Source organism: Delftia sp. WY8 (assembly GCF_018437695.1).
In the GTDB taxonomy this organism is placed as follows: domain Bacteria; phylum Pseudomonadota; class Gammaproteobacteria; order Burkholderiales; family Burkholderiaceae_C; genus Comamonas; species Comamonas tsuruhatensis.
The window spans coordinates 5,377,217-5,394,196 of record NZ_CP049795.1 but is presented as its reverse complement, the minus strand read 5'-3'; the positions used below and the strand labels follow the sequence as shown (position 1 = coordinate 5,394,196).

General features: G+C 63.6%; 13 protein-coding genes and 1 pseudogene. 1 reads left to right on the top strand and 13 read right to left on the bottom strand.

Annotated features, from left to right (window positions below):
- Positions 1-55: 55 nt before the first annotated feature.
- The gene (locus tag G4D77_RS24815; protein WP_016447613.1) at positions 56-781 is read right to left on the bottom strand and encodes a FadR/GntR family transcriptional regulator; all 726 of its coding nucleotides are present in this window, start codon (positions 779-781) and stop codon (positions 56-58) included.
- Between the two features lie 86 nt (positions 782-867).
- Complete coding sequence (locus G4D77_RS24810; protein ID WP_154833781.1) at positions 868-2,202, bottom strand: MFS transporter; 1,335 nt, start codon at positions 2,200-2,202, stop codon at positions 868-870.
- A gap of 216 nt (positions 2,203-2,418) precedes the next feature.
- On the opposite strand from G4D77_RS24810, the gene G4D77_RS24805 reads away from it, so the two are divergent.
- The gene (locus G4D77_RS24805) at positions 2,419-2,961 is read left to right on the top strand and encodes an ureidoglycolate lyase (protein WP_046238231.1); all 543 of its coding nucleotides are present in this window, start codon (positions 2,419-2,421) and stop codon (positions 2,959-2,961) included.
- A 62-nt stretch (positions 2,962-3,023) separates the two neighbouring features.
- Here the strand turns inward: G4D77_RS24805 and G4D77_RS24800 are convergent, their stop codons facing one another.
- The 11 genes and pseudogenes from G4D77_RS24800 to G4D77_RS24750 all read right to left on the bottom strand — a co-directional run bounded on the left by G4D77_RS24800 (position 3,024) and on the right by G4D77_RS24750 (position 16,972).
- The gene (locus tag G4D77_RS24800; protein WP_016447616.1) at positions 3,024-3,992 is read right to left on the bottom strand and encodes an alpha-E domain-containing protein; all 969 of its coding nucleotides are present in this window, start codon (positions 3,990-3,992) and stop codon (positions 3,024-3,026) included.
- Complete coding sequence (locus G4D77_RS24795) at positions 3,993-5,462, bottom strand: circularly permuted type 2 ATP-grasp protein (protein ID WP_016447617.1); 1,470 nt, start codon at positions 5,460-5,462, stop codon at positions 3,993-3,995.
- Positions 5,463-5,605: 143 nt separating this feature from the next.
- Positions 5,606-5,947, bottom strand: a pseudogene (locus G4D77_RS24790) (ComEC/Rec2 family competence protein); the annotation flags it as partial.
- Positions 5,948-6,142: 195 nt separating this feature from the next.
- Complete coding sequence (locus G4D77_RS24785; RefSeq protein ID WP_154833780.1) at positions 6,143-6,616, bottom strand: hypothetical protein; 474 nt, start codon at positions 6,614-6,616, stop codon at positions 6,143-6,145.
- A 20-nt stretch (positions 6,617-6,636) separates the two neighbouring features.
- On the bottom strand, positions 6,637-7,428 hold the full coding sequence (locus G4D77_RS24780; protein ID WP_154833779.1) for a DNA adenine methylase: 792 nt from the start codon (positions 7,426-7,428) through the stop codon (positions 6,637-6,639).
- Positions 7,349-7,582 carry a Com family DNA-binding transcriptional regulator gene (locus G4D77_RS24775; RefSeq protein ID WP_154833778.1) on the bottom strand — a complete coding sequence of 78 codons (234 nt, stop codon included), beginning with the start codon at positions 7,580-7,582 and terminating at the stop codon, positions 7,349-7,351. The genes G4D77_RS24780 and G4D77_RS24775 overlap by 80 nt, the downstream gene beginning before the upstream one ends.
- A gap of 136 nt (positions 7,583-7,718) precedes the next feature.
- Positions 7,719-8,153, bottom strand: coding sequence for a hypothetical protein (locus G4D77_RS24770; protein WP_154833777.1), 435 nt, complete (start codon positions 8,151-8,153; stop codon positions 7,719-7,721).
- Positions 8,150-8,737: a hypothetical protein gene (locus G4D77_RS24765; RefSeq protein ID WP_154833776.1), complete on the bottom strand. Its 588-nt coding sequence runs from the start codon at positions 8,735-8,737 to the stop codon at positions 8,150-8,152. The genes G4D77_RS24770 and G4D77_RS24765 overlap by 4 nt, the downstream gene beginning before the upstream one ends.
- 44 nt (positions 8,738-8,781) lie before the next feature.
- On the bottom strand, positions 8,782-9,801 hold the full coding sequence (locus G4D77_RS24760) for a hypothetical protein (RefSeq protein WP_154833775.1): 1,020 nt from the start codon (positions 9,799-9,801) through the stop codon (positions 8,782-8,784).
- Positions 9,801-10,742, bottom strand: coding sequence for a hypothetical protein (locus G4D77_RS24755; RefSeq protein WP_154833774.1), 942 nt, complete (start codon positions 10,740-10,742; stop codon positions 9,801-9,803). The genes G4D77_RS24760 and G4D77_RS24755 overlap by 1 nt, the downstream gene beginning before the upstream one ends.
- The gene (locus G4D77_RS24750) at positions 10,739-16,972 is read right to left on the bottom strand and encodes a coiled-coil domain-containing protein (protein ID WP_213757751.1); all 6,234 of its coding nucleotides are present in this window, start codon (positions 16,970-16,972) and stop codon (positions 10,739-10,741) included. Before G4D77_RS24750 ends, G4D77_RS24755 begins: the two co-directional genes overlap by 4 nt.
- Positions 16,973-16,980 lie beyond the last annotated feature (8 nt).

The following is a 16,980-nucleotide window of genomic DNA, read 5'->3' as shown; positions in this document are numbered from 1 at the left end:
TGCGCCGATGATGGTAAGGCCAAAAACCCGGCCGATCAGGCACGGGCTGGCGTGCCTACAGGCCGGTGGGAAAGTGCACGCCCGCGCGCTGGGCCGCCTGCACGATGTGGGTGGCCATGGCCTGCTGGGCCAGTTCGGGATGGCCGCGGGACAGGGCATCGATGATGGCCGCATGCTCCTCGGTGGTCGCATGCCGTGCGCCCCGCTTGTAGAACGGCAGGCGCTGGCTTTCCTGCATGACCTCGCCGCTGCCGCGCAGCACGTCGGCGATGGCATGGTTGCCCGAGATGGTGGCGATCTGCAGGTGGAACTCGAAATCCAGTCGCGTGGCCTGCACGAAATCGGCCCGCTCTATGCTCTGCTGCATGGCCTGCAGATTGGCCTGCAGGGCCTGCACATCCTCAGGCTGCACCACCAGGGCCGCCAGGCGCGCCACAAAGCCCTCCAGCGCGTAGCGCAGCTGATAGACATCGGTGAGCGCATGCGAGTCGGCAAAGCGCCAGGCGTCTGCGGCCGCAGCCTCGGGCGCCTCGGTCACGTACATGCCCTTGCCAGGCCGGGCCACGACCAGGCCCAGTCCCTGCAGCGTGGACAGCGCCTCGCGCAGCGAGGTGCGGCTGATGCCCAACTGCTCCGACAGGTCGCGCTGCGAAGGCAGGAGCGAGCCCACCGGATACACGCCGCCCTCGATCCACTCGCGGATCACGCGGGCGGCATTGCCGGCAACGGCGGTGCTGGCAGGGTTGCCGGCGGGTGTGCTGATGGCGGTGCTGGGTTCCATGCGTTGGCGGATCTCTGGCCCGGGGGCGGTGCGCCGATCTTAGCGACTGCGCGCCTCGCCCGCCGGTTCACGCGCCCTGTCCGGCGCTACTTGTTGACCAGTTTGGCGGGCACGGTATAGGTCAGGAAGGCCCCGAACAGCAGCACGCCGGCCAGCACGAACATGGCCGCATTGGTGCTCTGCGTCGCATCCTTGATGAGGCCGATCATGTAGGGGCTGATGAAGCCGGCCAGGTTGGCGAAGGAGTTGATCAGCGCAATGCCGACCGCAGCGCCTGCGCTGGACAGGATGGCCGTGGGCAGGCTCCAGAACAGTGGCGAGGTTGCCAGGCTGCCGCCCGCGGCCAGCGCCAGGGCGGCCAGCGACAGGTAGACGTTGCCGCTGAAGATGGCCGACAGCATCAGGCCCGCCGCGCCCACGCAGAACGGAACGATCAGGTGCCAGCGGCGCTCGCGCATGCGGTCCGAGCTGCGGCTGACCAGGTTCATGGACACCACGGCCACCGAAAACGGCACGGCCGTCAGCAGGCCGATCTGGAAGGCACCCTCCACGCCCGACTGGCGGATCAGGCTGGGCAGCCAGAACGTGAGGCCGTACTGGCCCATGACGGTGCAAAAGCAGATCAGGGCCATCTTGATGATGCGCGGGTCGGAGAACAGCGCGCGCAGCGTCACATGGCTATCGCTCTTGCTGGCGTTCTCGCGGGCGATGTTGCGCTCCAGCAGGGTCTTTTCCGCCTCGGTCAGCCAGCGCGCTGCGCGGATGCTGTTGTCCAGGTACCAGAGCACGGCCAGGCCCAGGATCAGCGAGGGAATGGCCTCGATCAGGAACAGCCATTGCCAGCCGCGCAGCCCCGCCACGCCCTGCATCAGGTCCATGATGCCGCCCGACAGCGGTCCGCCCAGGATGCCCGAGACCGGGATCGCGCACATGAACAGCGCCACCATGCGGGCGCGCCGGTACGAGGGAAACCAGTAGGTCATGTACAGGATCATGCCGGGGTAGAAACCGGCCTCGGCCGCGCCCAGCAGGAAGCGCAGCACGTAGAACTGCGTGGGCGTGGTCACGAACATCATGGCCGCCGAGATCAGGCTCCACATGATCATGATCCGCGAGATGGTGGCCTTGGCTCCTATGCGGTGCATCAGCATGTTGCTGGGCACCTCGAAGAAGAAATAGCCGATGAAGAACAGCCCCGCGCCCAGGCCGTACATGGCCTCGCTGAACTGCAGGTCGGCCAGCATGTGCAGCTTGGCAAAGCCCACGTTCACCCGGTCCAGATAGGCCGCCACGTAGCAGGCCATGATGAAGGGAAGCAGGCGCCAGGCCACCTTGCGGTAGACGGCTGCCTCGGCCGGCGTTTCGCTGGACAGCGCCGGGGCCGCGCCGGCGGCCTCGGCGGATGCGGGAAGTGATGACATCAGGAAGTCCTTGGTTGAAGGGTTGCGATCAACTGGTATGACCGGTCTGAAAATACGGAGCGAATGTTGCCCTTCCCGCCGGCCAATGCACACTCGCATTTACCCGAACCACCGCAAATGACGCGCAGGGCATAGGCTGGCGTCACTCAGATTTGACAAAATCCCCAGGCAACAGCAAACTGGTAATACCAGTGTGAAAACAAGAGGCAGTACTTCGTGAATACCTTGTCAGAGACCCGCCCCGCCCGCCTTCGCCTGCGCGTCCAACCGCTGACCGCCGAAGCCTTTGCCGAGTTTGGCGAGGTCATCGACAGTGCAGGCCACACGCCGCTGCTGATCAATGACGGCATGACCGAGCGCTACCATGCCCTGGCCCGCGTGGACACGGGCGGCAGCGAGGGCCATGCGCTGATCAACCTGTTCCACGCCCGCCCCTATGCGCTGCCCCTGCAGCTGACGAGCATGGAGCGCCATCCCCTGGGCAGCCAGGCCTTCATGCCGCTGGACGCCCAGCCCTTCATCGTGGTGGTTGCGCCCCTGGGAGAGCAGGTGGCGCCCGGCGACCTGCGCGCCTTCATCACCAACGGACGCCAGGGCGTGAACTACCGCCGCGGCGTCTGGCACCACTCGCTGATTGCCCTGAACGCGCCCGCGCGCTTCATCGTGGTGGACCGGGGAGGCCCTGGCGACAACTGCGACGTGGTGCCCATCGGCGATGCCGAAGGCGTTGTGCTGGAGCTGGACAGCGCGCAGGACTGAATGGCCCTGCCCCAATGAACAAAGCCGCCCGAGGGCGGCTTTGTTCATTGGGCGACGGCGGCTCAGGCAGGCACCAGGAAGTCGCGGCTGATGCCCTGACCCAGGTCGTGCACGCGATCCAGGAACTGCGTGAGATAGGCGTGCAGGCCCGTGGCCAGGATTTCGTCGATGCGCGCATAGCGCAGGTCAGCCAGCAGGCGGCCCGCCTTGCGCTGGGTCTCGCGCGACTGGTCGTTGGCCACGCTTTCCAGGTTGGCCACCACTTCCAGCATGCTGGCCAGCAGCGAGCGCGGCATGTCGCTGCGCAGCATCAGCAGCTCGGCCACGCGCTCGGGCGTGATCACGTCGCGGTAGACCTTGCGGTAGACCTCGAAGGCCGAGACGCTGCGCAGCAGCGCGCTCCAGTGGTAGAAGTCGAAGGGCGTGGCCCCTTTGCCCGACGCTCCGTTGCGCGCGCTGCCATGGTAGTCGCGCTCGATGGCGTGGAATTTCACGTCCAGCAGGCGCGCCGTGTTGTCGGCGCGCTCGATGAAGGTGCCCAGGCGCAGGAAGTGGAAGGCCTCGTCCTGCAGCATGGTGCCCAGTGTCACGCCGCGCGACAGGTGCGAGCGGTGCTTGACCCATTCGAAGAACTGGCCCGGATCGCGCTCCCAGTCCCCCTCGGCCAGCAGGCGCTTGAGTTCCAGCCAGGTCTGGTTCTGGGTCTCCCAGGCCTCGGTGGTCAGCGCGCCGCGCACGGCACGCGCATTCTCCCGCGCAGCGCGCAGGCAGGAGGCGATGGACGAGGAGTTGCTCTCGTCGCGCACCATGAAGTGCAGCACGGCCTCTCGCTGCACCTCGCCGTGGCGGGAGGCATAGGCGGGGATCAGCTCGCTGATGGACAGCACGCCCTGCCAGGCCTTGCGCGCCGCCTGAGGCGCCTGGGGCAGCATGGAAGTGTCATAGGAGACGTTGAGCATGCGGGCAGTGTTCTCCGCACGCTCCGTGTAGCGGGACATCCAGTACAGATGATCGGCAGTACGGCTGAGCATTCAATGTCCTCCCTCGTTTGACTCACCGGCCCCGAGCACCCAGGTGTCCTTGGTGCCGCCGCCCTGTGATGAATTGACCACCAGCGAGCCTTCCTTGAGCGCCACGCGCGTGAGGCCGCCGGCCACCATGCGTACCTGATTGCCGCTGAGCACGAAGGGACGCAGGTCGATATGCCTTGGCGCGATGCCCTGCTCCACCAGGGTGGGGCAGGTGGACAGCGCCAGCGTGGGCTGCGCGATGTAGCCGCCGGGATTGGCGATGAGCGCGCGGCGGAAATCCTCTATCTCGCCGCGCGAGGCGGCAGGCCCGATCAGCATGCCGTAGCCACCGGCGCCATGGACTTCCTTGACCACCAGCTCATCCAGGTGGTCGAGCACGTAGCGCAGGTCGTCGGGCTTGCGGCACAGCCAGGTCGGCACGTTCTGCAGAATGGGTTCCTCGCCCAGGTAGAAGCGGATCATCTCCGGCACATAGGGATAGACCGATTTGTCGTCGGCCACCCCCGTGCCCGCCGCATTGCAGATGCTGACGTTGCCCGCGCGGTAGGCGCGCATGAGGCCGGGGCAGCCCAGCGTGGAGGTGGGACGGAAGACTTCGGGGTCCAGAAAATCATCGTCCACGCGCCGGTAGATCACGTCCACGCGCTGAAGGCCGCGCGTGGTGCGCATGTAGACCACGTCCTTGTCCACCACCAGGTCCTGGCCCTCGACCAGCTCCACGCCCATCTGCTGGGCCAGGAAGGCGTGCTCGAAGTAGGCGCTGTTGTACATGCCGGGCGTGAGCACCACCACCGTGGGCTCGGGCGTGCCGGCCGGAGCGCTGGCGCGCAGCGTCTCCAGCAGCATGTCGGGATAGTGGGCCACGGGCTCCACGGGATGACGGGAGAACAGGTCGGGGAACAGCCGCATCATCATGCGGCGGTTCTCCAGCATGTAAGACACGCCCGAAGGCACGCGCAGGTTGTCCTCCAGCACGTAGTACACGCCCTCGCCCTGGGCATTGGCGGCACGCACGATGTCGATGCCGGCGATGTGGGCGTAGATGCCGCCCTGCACGGCAAGGCCCCGCATCTCGGGGCGGTACTGGCTGTTGTTCAGCACCAGCTCGCGCGGCAGCAGGCCCGCGCGCAGGATTTCCTGGTCGTGGTAGACGTCGTGCAGAAAGCGGTTGAGCGCCGTCACGCGCTGCACCAGGCCTGCCTGCATGCGCTCCCATTCATGGGACGGGATGACGCGCGGAATCAGGTCGAAGGGAATGAGGCGCTCGGTGCCGGCGCCACTTTCATCCTTGTCGCCGTAGACGGCGAACGTGATGCCTACGCGCCGGAAGATGATCTCGGCCTCGGCGCTACGCGCTCGCAGCGTCTGTTCGGACTGGCGCGCAAGCCATTGCGCATAGTCCTTGTAGTGCAGGCGCACATCGCTGCCGTCGAACGGCGTCATCGTGTACATCTCGTCAAATGGATGCATTCGTCACCTCCTGTCGCTGCATGTGTACGAGGTAAAGCAAGCTGCGGGCCAGCCCTCGTATCGCACCAGTGTAGCGATAGGTAACCTCAATCCGGACAAGCGGTATCCAGCATATGCCGGCTGCGCGGCCATCGGCACCCGTCCTATCCGCCCTGCCTCTGCGTGATGTGCCTGACGTGCGTGACATGCATGTCCCAGTAACGGCGCGCCCGCTCCCGCTCGCAGACTAGCTGTGCGGGATCGGCAGAGCGCCAATGCGCTGCGCCGCAGCGGGCCGACTGCACCACGCTGGAGCCGTTGGCCTCATAGCGCCGCACCACCTCGGGGACCGGGTGTCCATAACGGCTGCGGTATCCCGCCTGCACCATGGCCCAGCGCGGTGCCAGGGCCTGCACCAGAGCAGTGCTCGATGAGGTGCGGCTGCCGTGGTGCGGCACCAGCAGCCACTGCACGGGCGTGAGGGCGCCGGCCGATGGCGTCGCGCGCGCTTTGGCACAAAGTTGCGCGCGCTTTGGCACAAAGTTGCGCGCGCTTTGGCACGCTTTGTTCTCTAAGCGGCGAAGAAGTGCTGTCTCCAATAAGCCTTAGTGCAGCCATAGAGACGGTTACAGCGCACGAACCTTAATGCTCTAGAAGGCCTTGTATAGAAAATCATGAGTTCCATCTAGCAATCAGCATTATTAATTGGAAATATTTTCGGAAGGAGCTTCTGACGACGCCATCTCCCGAATTGCCCCCAAAGCAAGCAACTCTAATAATTTGTAGTCAAGAAAATCGGGGGAGTCTGGAAGAATTTCCTGGATCTTCTCAATGAAAGTTGGTGGTATGCCCCCAAACCCGTACCCTGCAGCGCTTTCAAGAATCACAAGGCCTTTGAGAGTGAGAACGACGTCGGTGAAGGCACCGGCACCTGAAGCCTTGCCATCTACAAATCCTGCACGCCTGATCCATTGGAAGGTCCAGTACGCTATTTCGTCAAGCGACCTCACTTCATCATTTGATGTACCGTGAGGCATAAGACCCCAGCAGACATTTCCGGGATGGAAGTGCTGACTTGGCACTGGAAAAATCTCATACAACCTCTTCAAGAGCGCAATAACCGAGAAGTTGAATTTATCCATGCTTGTGGGAATTTGGGGAATTTCTGTATTCATGTCGACTCCTAAAGTTACGATTAAAAAAGCCCGGCTGGTTCGCATGCGCGATTCCAACTGTAAATGATAAGCTCTCCCCTCTCCACCCGGTTAGCACCACCACCCACTATGTAGTCGAGCTTGAGCTCCTCCATCTCGAAATCCTTGAAGCACTCACGTATCGCGGGATGGTCATTGATGCTGACCACGGCCTTTCCCTTCAGATTCTTGAGCTTGGTAGCCATCAGCTCGTACTGCTCCCAAGTAAACGGCACGCCATAGCCCTCCGTCTCGAAATAGGGAGGATCTGCATAAAAAAGTGTGTGCGGCCGGTCGTAGCGGTCGATGCATGCTGACCAGTCGAGTTGCTCGATGTAGGTCCCGCCCGCCAGCCGCAAATGCGCTGCTGACAGCGTTTCTTCAATCCTGAGCAGGTTGATTGCCGGAGCCGTGGTTGCCGTGCCGAACGTCTGGCCGCTCACTTTCCCCCCGAATGAGAGTTGCTGTAGATAGAAGAACCGGGCCGCACGCTGCACATCTGTGAGCGTCTCCGGCCTGGTCTCCTGCAGCCACTTGAAAACCTGCCGGCTCGTCAGCGCCCATTTGAACTGCCTAACGAACTCCTCCAAGTGGTGCGTGACGACGCGATAAAGATTGACCAGGTCGCCATTCACATCGTTCAGCACCTCGACGTCGGCAGGGTGGCGGGCGAAGTAGACAGCTGCACCGCCCGCGAAAAGCTCCACGTAGCAGCTATGCGCGGGAAACCGCTTGAGCAGAAGGTCGACGAGGCGGCGCTTGCCTCCGATCCAGGGAATGATGGGATTTGTCATTTATCTCAGCTGCAGGCCCTCTGTGGGGCTCTGGTGGGGCGCTCATGGCGCTCAGCTGATTGAATGCCCCACACCTGGGACACTTGATGCAAAGGCGGATGTAGTCCCCCTCTGCCAATTTGCGGCGGCACGCGCCGCAGCGGATTTCTTCCATTGCAAGCCTCTTTCTCTGGTAGGCTCGGCCGCACTCTGTACAGGGTGGCGGGCCTTGCCGGCTTGCAGGCCTGATCTGCATGTTGGGGCTTGGCCAGGTGTTCGTAGCACCGGACCAGGTCGCCCGTCTTTTTTCGCTATGACTCGACCACGTAAACCTTCACTCCCTGAAAGCGCATGCGCGCCTCGGGCGGTAAGTCGCCGTTGATGACGGCCTCGGTCACCTCCCACACACGGCTGTCATCGAACTGCACAGAGAAGGTGATAACGCCTTGGACCATAGTGGCGACCAAAACCCTCTCGCGGCCGTCGCGGCTTCGGATGGGCATGCGGAAGGTGTCATCTATGGGTACCACCTGGCCGGAATGGCGCAACTCTGCTGTGAAAGCCAGCGTGACCCCTACCGGCACGGTCACCTCCGTGAAGTCTGGCTTTGCTGTATAGCCGGCTGGGCTACTGGGAACAATTCCCGTTATGGCAATCTCTGGGCGGGTCTCCTGCGTCGGCGCATCGGGCCAACGATGCACAACCAGGCCTCCGACCCGCTCTTCGAGCATTTCTATCTCGCTCATCCATGGCTCCTTATTCTGTGGAAAACGTTTGCGCCAGCGGACAAAAGAAGGGCTGAGTCTGGCGTGGCGTAAACCTGCAAACCACGTCTAAACTCAATACCCAAGTTGTCATCGACAGCAAGCCCCCCGTAGTTGTCGGCATTGCTGGGCGCAACACTGCCGATAAGCGTGATGCCCGTCCCGCTGCTGAACACTCCGAAGTAATCGGCCATCCATCTACCGTCCACGATGACCTCAAAACGTGAGTACAGCGATGAGGAGTCCACGCCGACTCCCAGAAAATCGATAGCTCCACGCCCATTCACACTGAAGACGAGGGTACGCACACCCTTGGCCACTGCAGGAAAAGCAGCGCGAGAGGCGTTGTTCGCATAGACGAGGGAGGCTGACGTCCCGCCTCTCCATGCCAGGCCAGCGCTCGTTCGTGCTGCGGTGCGCTGGTAGCTGACTGCGCTGTAGTTGTAGATATCGTCCGCCGGATCTGTCGCGCTGGTGCCCGTAGCCGCCCTGCGCATGTACAGCTCGCCATCAGCAGGGCTGCGTACCGTGGCCCACTGTTCTACCGTAAGGGCGGGCGTCCACATGGGCCAATCGCCACCGCCTAGCCCCATCAATGTTGCCAAGGTTGTCATACCAGCCCCCGAGCTGCGCTGTTGTATGTCAGCACGCCTGTGCCTCCATAGTTTGAGGAAATCTGCTGTGTTCCGAGGGCACGGCCGCGCAGTCGTGTAGCACCAAATGCGATCCAGTACACCGCACCGCTGCCGATGGCTTCGATGATCGCTATGCGGTCATCCGGCTGCCAGCTCGCCGGCAGCGTAAGCGTGATGCCAGCTGTGGTGACCACGTATGCGACTCCAGCAACGCAGACCGTATTGGCCGCAACCTCTTGGCGCGTCAAGCTCGTCGCTGCGCCTGGCGTGGCCACGCCAATCGTCCAGTCCGCACGCGCTGCGCTGCCTTTGTACATGTCCACCGACAGGACCAGGGCGCCGGTGATCACGTTGTAGCTTTGCACGAAGCCCGACATGGTCGTGCCGAGGTCGCCTTGGCTGGTCGCCACAAGGTACATGCCTGGTACGAAGGAGCGGCTGGGCTCAATGACGAAAGTCTTGGAGCCCGCGCTGGGAGCCACACTCGTCGTGCTGCTGGCACGCAGTTGCTGGGTCGCAAATGTTTGGGCCTGGTCACGATAGGCACGGGAGGCATCGCGCGCCTCGGCACTCGCATTGCTGGCCGCAACAGATGTGTCTCGCGCTGCTTCGGAACCTGCCCTGGCCGTTGCCGAATTGACAGCGTGCTGGCCCGAGGTCGTTGCATGCTGGCCCGACGTAGCAGCCGATGCGGCTGACTGACCCGCACTCGCTGACGCCTCCGCCGCCTTGCTTGAGGCTGTGCCCGCGTGGGTGCCTGCTGTGATTGCAGAGGCCGCCGACTGGCCAGCACTCTGCTGTGACGCTTGCCCTGATGTGTATGCGATGAGGGCGTTGTCGTAGTTCACGGCGCCGAGCGCATTGGCCGCGTCTCGGAACTGCGGCAGAGCGCCGACAAAAGCATCACCGCGTTCGTCAAAGTTCTCCGGATCGGCCAGAGTTGGCGGTACCGGAAGCGCCGGGATCGGCGTGGGCTGCTGGGGGGCTGTTGCCATCAAAGCTCCTCTATCTCAATTGATGCTTCTGCGTTATGGACGTTGTCTGGCGTGTACTCCAGGCGCCTATAGACACCAAAGAGCAGAACGCTTTCGTAGTAGGGGCTGCCAGGCTGCGTGGCGAGGCCTACCCAGAGCGCGGGGACGGCGTTGAGGCGGTCTCGCACGCGCCGCAGACGGTCAACGTTGAGGGCCGGCACCAAGAACGAGCCTGAGAACCCGGGCACTGTTCGGCGCTGGATGAGAGATACGCCAGGGCGCAGCGATCCGTCGAACTCGCGCTCAATGCGTGAGAAGTTGGAACCGACGATGCTGGGCCGCCAGCGCAGCTCACCCAGAAACTCCGCGAGCCCAGCGACGATGTACTGCACGCTTGCCCGGCCAGATGCAGGCGTCAACTCAATGTCGATTTCCGCACCAGACAGCGGAGGCAGGCGGACGAAGGCCACGGCCCCGCGCTGCAGGAAAGGCGCCGTGAACCACTCGTACCAACCACGCACCTCGCGGCGCAGCAGCTTTTCGACCTTGGGGCCGAAGATCACCTGGCCGCCGCTACGCACCGTAATCCGCGCCTGCTGTCCGATCACACCATAGAGCCCCAACGTGTCTACGCGCTTCCCAACGCGCAGCGTAATGCGCAGGGGTAAGCCTCCGGTCTGCGTTGTGGGCGTCGACTCGGTGTAGACAAACGCCGCGAACTTGTTGCATGCCCGCGTGTCCTGCCAGGTGTTGGGGTCGCTTTCGGGCGGTAGCGCGCCTGCGGCGTCGGTGCCTGCCGTGATGCGCTTGTAGACGCGCCGCGTCTCCGCCCGATGGCACAGCTCATCCTTGGCCCACGTCTGTTGAGCGGACCAGAGCCTAGTCGGGTCCATCGCCGTGACGCTGTGCGACACGATCTGAGAGTCCGAGACTGGATAGGGTTGGATAGCACGAAAGCTCATTGAAGTCGTCCTGTCACGCTGAGTTCGAGTTGTCCACGAGCCACCGCTTCGAGCACTTCCCGCGAACGTTGGCCATCGCCGGCCACCCGCGCCAACAGCTCACGCAAGAGCCGGTTCTCCTGCAGCAACTGTGAAAACAAGGCCTCCAATCGGGAGAGATCCATACCTGATCCCTGGCCGCCCAGCATGGAACGAGTCTGCTCGGCGCTCCAGTAGCGGGCGGGGCCAGTCAGTTCCAGCTCAGGGCCACGCTCGCCCACTAGGCGGATGCCACCCCAGTGCTGACCACCCTCTGCGAAAGCCGGAATGCCGTTGGTGTCGAACCAGTTGCGCCAATCGCGCTCGTATAGGCCCGACAAGTCGGCCAAGTCTTTGGGACTGAGGTTGTTGTCTTTGATCCACTGATTCAGGCCAGCAGCGTTGCCGGTGCCATCGAACTGGTGATAGCCGTCGTACAGCTTGTCGAGTTCGCTGACACGGCCGGGATCGGTGATGCCCTCGTACCAGGTATTGCCCGAGCCATCGGGCCTGGGCTGCACATACTTCGGCGGATCTTTTGGCGTCGTGTCGGGCACGCCCCCCGGCCCCAACACAGCCCCTCCGTCGTCCTTGCCAGTACCCGTCCCGGGCTTTTTGTTGGGGAACAGCAGCGCTTCCAGCTTGCCGATGGCGCCCACCACGCTCAGAGTGGCGTCAATGTTTTTTGTGGTGCCGTCGATCTGCTTGCGCCAGTAGTCGAGGGCCTTGTCGTTCTGCGTGATCTGGCGCTCGATCCCCTCGGCCGTGCGCTGGGCGTCCGTGACCTGCTTGCCGCCCAATTCTTCAATGCCCGCCAACTTGTTCGCCAGGGCCAGCTGCGCGCGCTCGTAGTCCTGTACCGAGGCAAACGAGGCCTCGGTAATGCTGGACTGCGCAGCCGACATGGCTTCCGTCAGCGCTGTGCTATCCATCGGCAACGCCGCACCGGCGCGCAGCGCTGCCAGGGCGCTGTCGATGGTTGCCATGGCCTGGCGGGCCTGGATCTCAGCCGTGGCCTGGACGTTGCCGCGCAGCTCGCGTACAGCGCTGCCTGCCGCCTCGACCACGCTTGTGAGCGAGTCTTGGACTGCACGTACATCCTCCAGACGCTGCTGCAGGCCCTCACGCTCACGTTCAACAGCAGCCTGCAGGTTCGCATACGCAGCATCGATTGCAGCTTTGCGTGCGTCCTCTTCTTTCTTCTTCGCTTCCTCCGCCGCCTTGGCCTTGGCGGCCGCCTCTTTCTCGGCGGCGGCTGTGACCTCTTCGGTGGTCTTCGTGACGGCCTTGAAAGTGCCATTGAGCTTGAGCAGCTCGGCGGCCGTCTCTGCTGAGCTTTTACCCGTGCCGCCCACGGAGCCGACGACCTTGTCAATGCCGGCGCCGAAGTCATTCAAATTCCCACCGCTCTTGAGCAGCTCATCGATCTCAGCCGTCATCTTCGCTGCCAAGCCAGAATCGACATGGCCTTCACCCGAAGTTACGGTCTTCACGAAGTCAGCGAAGGAGCCCGTGGTCTTGCCGTTGCGGAAATCCGCCAGGTCGGATTCGGAGAATGCACTGAGCTGGTCCTTCAGTACCTTGCTGCGCGCCTCTTCACCGCTGGCCGCCTTGAGCTTGTCTTCCACCACCTTGCGGAACTGCGCCTGGGCGTCGTCAGCGTCCAGATCGATGTTGACGCCCAAATCCTTGAGCTGCTTGTCCAGTTCCTTTTTTGTGGCCGTCTTGCGTTCGTCTTCGCTGTAGAAGTTCTGGTAAAAGCTGCCGGCGTTGGCATTGAGCGCCTCGATCCCACCCGAGGCCTTGATCAGCGCCTCGAATGCCAGGTCGGTCATGTCGGCAAAGCCGGTGATCTTCTTGCCCAGCTCTTCAAAGGAGCGGCCGATCAGCTCAATGGTCTGAAAAGCCGCCTGCAGCGCTTCAACGTTCGGCTCCTCGCCCACGGAGTCCAGCGTGGTCCGCATCCAGCTGGGCAGATCCGCCTTCTTGAGTTCGGACACCAGCAACGAGCCGAACTGCCCCATGTATGCCTTGTAGGCTTCCTCGGGGTTGCTTCCCAGATTCCGATTCTCAAAGCCGCCCAGGACCTGGCCCGTGATCTTGTCGATGATCTTGGCGTAGCCATACGAGTCTTCATCCTTGTAGCGGCCATTGACCGCAAAGCCACCGACCAGGTCGATGTCGCGCACACCGCCCTTGGCGTAGTTGCCCAGGTTTCCGTACAGCGCAGATAAGCCATCCAGGCTGCCCTTGAGGTTCTTCTCCAGCTCGGCGTTGTGACGCTTGGTCAGGTCGTCGTACCAGTCGCCGCCAGCGCGGTCGAACAGGCGTTCTGCGGCCTTGTCATTGCCCACGCCCGATGTGCTGTAGGCCGCGCCGCTGTGGTTCGCGCCCCGCGACCCAAAGGCTCCGCCAAGAGCGAGGGCCGCTATTCCGCCCAGCGCCCAGCCCCAACCCGGGATAGCAGCGAACAGGGAGGACATGCCACCCGCCCCTGCGCCGGCCCCAGCACCGATACCCGCACCGAGAGTGCCGGCCCCAGCGCTGGTGGCGGTAAGCCCCAGGCCCCCTCCGCCCACGAGTCCAAAACCCGTCCCGGCAGCGCCCGTAAGCCCCAGCCCAGCAGATGTGCTTGCAAGCGCCAATCCAGAGCCTGCCCCAGCAGCAAGGCCCGTCCCCAGGCCCATACTCGTCGCACCACCCAGCCCGAGCCAGCCACCAATTTGCCTCGCGGCCGTGCCCCACAAGCTGTTGCCCGTCACTAGCGAATACAGGCTGCCGGCATTACTCGCCATGCCGAGCAGGCCAGAGCCACCTCCTCCTCCGCCTCCACCAGCCGCTGAGCCGAAGATTGATCCGATCACGCCCTGAATCGCGGCGATCACAGGCACGACGAGGGGCTGCGCGAAGGCCTTGTACAGTTCGTCCGCCACTGTAGTTTTGAACGACGTGGCGAGGCTCTTGGTGAAGGCTTTCCAGGTCTCCTCACCTCCATTGACCATGTCCGCAAAGCCCTTGCGGAAAATCTCGTTGATCTGGTCCACGGACTTGGCTGACTCGCGGACAAAGACGCGATTCGCCGCATCCGCCTGGGCTTTGGCTGCCTCGGCCGAGGCACGCTCTTTCAAGCGCTGTGCTGCCGCTGCATCGTTGGGGTTGGCAGCATCGATCTGCTCCAGCTGCTTCTTCAACTGGATAGCGATGCGGTACTGCTCCAGCGCAATCTCGCGGTCGCGCTGCGACATCGCCGCAAGCGACTGTTCAAACTGGGTGGCTTCGCTGGCTTCCCTGACCGAGCGCGCATAGTCCTCGACCATCCGCGCCGACTCGTTGTATCCCTGGACCTTGGCGCCCTCCCGCACCGCTGCAGCCTGCGCACGCAGCGCGTCGCCGGCACGCTTGGACAGGTCGATACCGTCCATGGTGCGAGCCTGTGCTTCCAGTTGGGCAGCCGTGTCTTCCACACGCGCCTGGCGCAATGCCCCGAGTGCCGCGCCGGTTTGCCCAATTTCAAGCGTGTCCAGCTTTGCCAGGCGCAGGCTCTCTTGCGCCTGCTGAGCATCACGTTGCTTGCCGGTGATGCGTTGCTCCAGCGCCTCGGCTGCCTGCGCATCAAGTTCCCGCTGTTGGCGCTCGGCTGCAGCCTCAATGCTGATGCGCTTTTGAGCCAGCTTAGCCAGTTCGCCCTGCAGGTTGGCCTGTTCCTTGGCCGACTCCTTCTTGCCCTTGATCAGCGCCAGTTCGGCCAGCAGCGCGGCCCGCTGCGCGTCGATGTCGGCGAGCTGCAGCGCCGTGCGTCGCTCCAGCGCATCGGAGTCGCCAAGTGCGCCATCCTTGCGCAGCGCTTCGATCTCGGCCAGGCTTTCTGCAGTCTGGGCCGCGAGCAGTTTGTACCCGTGCTTTGTCGCGGCAATCTCGGCGTCGATGCCATGGGATCGCGCCGATACCGCGCCTGCGCTCAGCGCCTTGATCTGCTTGTCGCGCTCGTCGGCCAGCGACTTCTCGTTTTGCTCCTGCTCCTTTTGGAGGGCACCGATTTTCGCGCTGCTGACACCGTCTTTCTCCAGGGCCTTCTTGTAGGCTTCCCAACTCGCTTTGGACGCAGCCAGCTTGTCGTTGTAATCGGACTGGATCGCAGACGCCGTCTTGACGCCATCATTGGCTTTGCGCCAGGCCTGCTCGGAGCCCGACACCGTCAGCGTCAGTTCCCCGGTCTGCGTGGACGCGGCCTTTGCAGCCTTCTCAGCAGCGCCCAGTGAGCCCGACAGCGCATCGATTTCGGCGTTGGTGGCCCGCAGCTTGGAGTCGAGGCCTACCTGGTAGTCGTTGCCGAACAGCAGCCCCATGAGGCCACCATCTTTTTTGTCGAGCAACAGCTCGTCACGCTGCTCCTTCAGGTTTTCGATCTGCCCACGCAGCCGCGCGAGGTCGCGCTCCTCAGCCTGTGTACCGTTGGCAAGTGCCGAGTCAACACGCTCCTTTGACTGGCCGACCTTGGCGACCTTGGACGCTTCCCAGCTCGCTTCAACGAGCTTTCCAATCAGGACCGTGAGGGCCGCGATAGCGATCCCCACAGGGCCGCCCAAGGCACCCATCACCGTACCGAACGTGCGGCCTGCCAGCGAGGCAGCGCCCTGCGCTGCGGCTAGGCGCCCCGTCGCAGCCGTGGCCGCTGTCTGCGCAGCGGTCGACGCAGTCGTCGCCGCAGCAATGGACGCCTGCACGCCCGCCTGCTGCCGGCCCAGGGTAGCCAGTTCTGTCAGCAATGCGGCATGCCGGGCCTGGGCGGCCGTTAGCGTCTGCGTGCCTTCGCGCACCAGGGCCAGGGCCATGCTCTGCGCGCCAGCGGCACGCGCCGCAGCAATCTGCGCCTCGGCCTGCGCCATGGTGGCCCGTGTGGCGTTCATCTTGGCGACCACTTCGGCACGCGCGACCACAATGGCTTCCTGGGTGGTCTGCAGCGTGGCGATCTGGGCAGCCTGCGCCACGACCTCACCGCGTGCACGGGCGGCGTTGGCCTCCAGCTCGGCGAGATAGGCGGCAACCTTGGCCCGAGAAGATGCCACGACCTGCACGTTGCCCGAGGCCTCGGCCGCCTCCTGCACCGCCAGCAGGCGCGATGCCTGTGCGGCCTCCCTCTTGGCTGCAACGGCAGTGACCATCTCCGAAATGAACGTGCCGATTTTCACGGCGCCATAGGCCGTAGCCAGCGCCATGATGGCCGAGCGGTGTTCCCACACCACAGAGATGCCAGCCCGCCCCATCGCAGCCGCATCGGCCAGTCCCTGCGAGAAGCTGCGAATGCTGTTGACCAGCGCAGGATTCAGCGCAACGTTCTTGTTCGCATCGAAGGTCACGAACAGCCGGGAGACGTCATCCAGGGCCGTCTTCGTGGCTTCGATCAAGGGATTCATGCCCTCGGCCGCGACGCGAACGGCGCCCTCTTTAACGCTGTCGAGCTTTCCTTTGAGCGTGTCATTGAACGCATCGCTGGAAGCCTGAAAGCCCTGCAGGCGATCCATCAGGAACTTGAACAGCCCCTCGCTGGACGCCTTGGCCTTGGCGATATCCGAGTCCTTCAGTCCAAGCGCTGTAGCCAGTGTGGAGCTGGCGGGCGTGATGCCGCCCGCGACCAGGTCGCGCAGTTCCTGCACGACCTGGCCCGCATCCAGCCCCATGCTCTTGACCGTATTGGTGCCCACCACCGTCAGCTGGCGGATCTCCTCCATGTTCATCTTGGCGGCCAGGCCGGGCGCGAGCAGCGCCTGGAAAACTTGGGTCAGTTCCTGGCTGCTGGCCGCCGTGCGCAATGCATCGTCGTTGAGCTTGCGGATGTACTCGCTGGATATCTGCAGCGCTTTGTTGTAGTCGGTCTGCTGGCCGTTGATGGCCGTCATGCTCCCCAAGATGCCGGCCATGCCGACCTGGCTGACTTCCAGATTCTTGGAGTAGTTGAATGCTTCGCGCGGCAATGCGCTGATGGCGTCGCCAATCGCGCTGATGGAGCTGCCAACGATATGCAGGCCCGCTGCGCCCTGGATGATGTCGCGCACGGACATATTGACCCGGGCCAGGCTGCGTGTGGCCCGTTCCGCGCCCTGCTCCGCGCGGGCGCCCAGGTTGTCGAACTCACGGCCGGCGCGGGGCAGCTCAGTCGTCACCGACTGGGCGTCCACCGTCATCTTGATCCCGATTTGCCGCACCGCGCTCATATCGTTTA

Coding starts and splice junctions, on each gene's coding strand:
- G4D77_RS24815 (WP_016447613.1), bottom strand. CDS start 781: ATGGAACCCAGCACCGCCATCAGCACACCCGCCGGCAACCCTGCCAGC.
- G4D77_RS24810 (WP_154833781.1), bottom strand. CDS start 2,202: ATGTCATCACTTCCCGCATCCGCCGAGGCCGCCGGCGCGGCCCCGGCG.
- G4D77_RS24800 (WP_016447616.1), bottom strand. CDS start 3,992: ATGCTCAGCCGTACTGCCGATCATCTGTACTGGATGTCCCGCTACACG.
- G4D77_RS24795 (WP_016447617.1), bottom strand. CDS start 5,462: ATGCATCCATTTGACGAGATGTACACGATGACGCCGTTCGACGGCAGC.
- G4D77_RS24785 (WP_154833780.1), bottom strand. CDS start 6,616: ATGAATACAGAAATTCCCCAAATTCCCACAAGCATGGATAAATTCAAC.
- G4D77_RS24780 (WP_154833779.1), bottom strand. CDS start 7,428: ATGACAAATCCCATCATTCCCTGGATCGGAGGCAAGCGCCGCCTCGTC.
- G4D77_RS24775 (WP_154833778.1), bottom strand. CDS start 7,582: ATGGAAGAAATCCGCTGCGGCGCGTGCCGCCGCAAATTGGCAGAGGGG.
- G4D77_RS24770 (WP_154833777.1), bottom strand. CDS start 8,153: ATGAGCGAGATAGAAATGCTCGAAGAGCGGGTCGGAGGCCTGGTTGTG.
- G4D77_RS24765 (WP_154833776.1), bottom strand. CDS start 8,737: ATGTGGACGCCCGCCCTTACGGTAGAACAGTGGGCCACGGTACGCAGC.
- G4D77_RS24760 (WP_154833775.1), bottom strand. CDS start 9,801: ATGGCAACAGCCCCCCAGCAGCCCACGCCGATCCCGGCGCTTCCGGTA.
- G4D77_RS24755 (WP_154833774.1), bottom strand. CDS start 10,742: ATGAGCTTTCGTGCTATCCAACCCTATCCAGTCTCGGACTCTCAGATC.
- G4D77_RS24750 (WP_213757751.1), bottom strand. CDS start 16,972: ATGAGCGCGGTGCGGCAAATCGGGATCAAGATGACGGTGGACGCCCAG.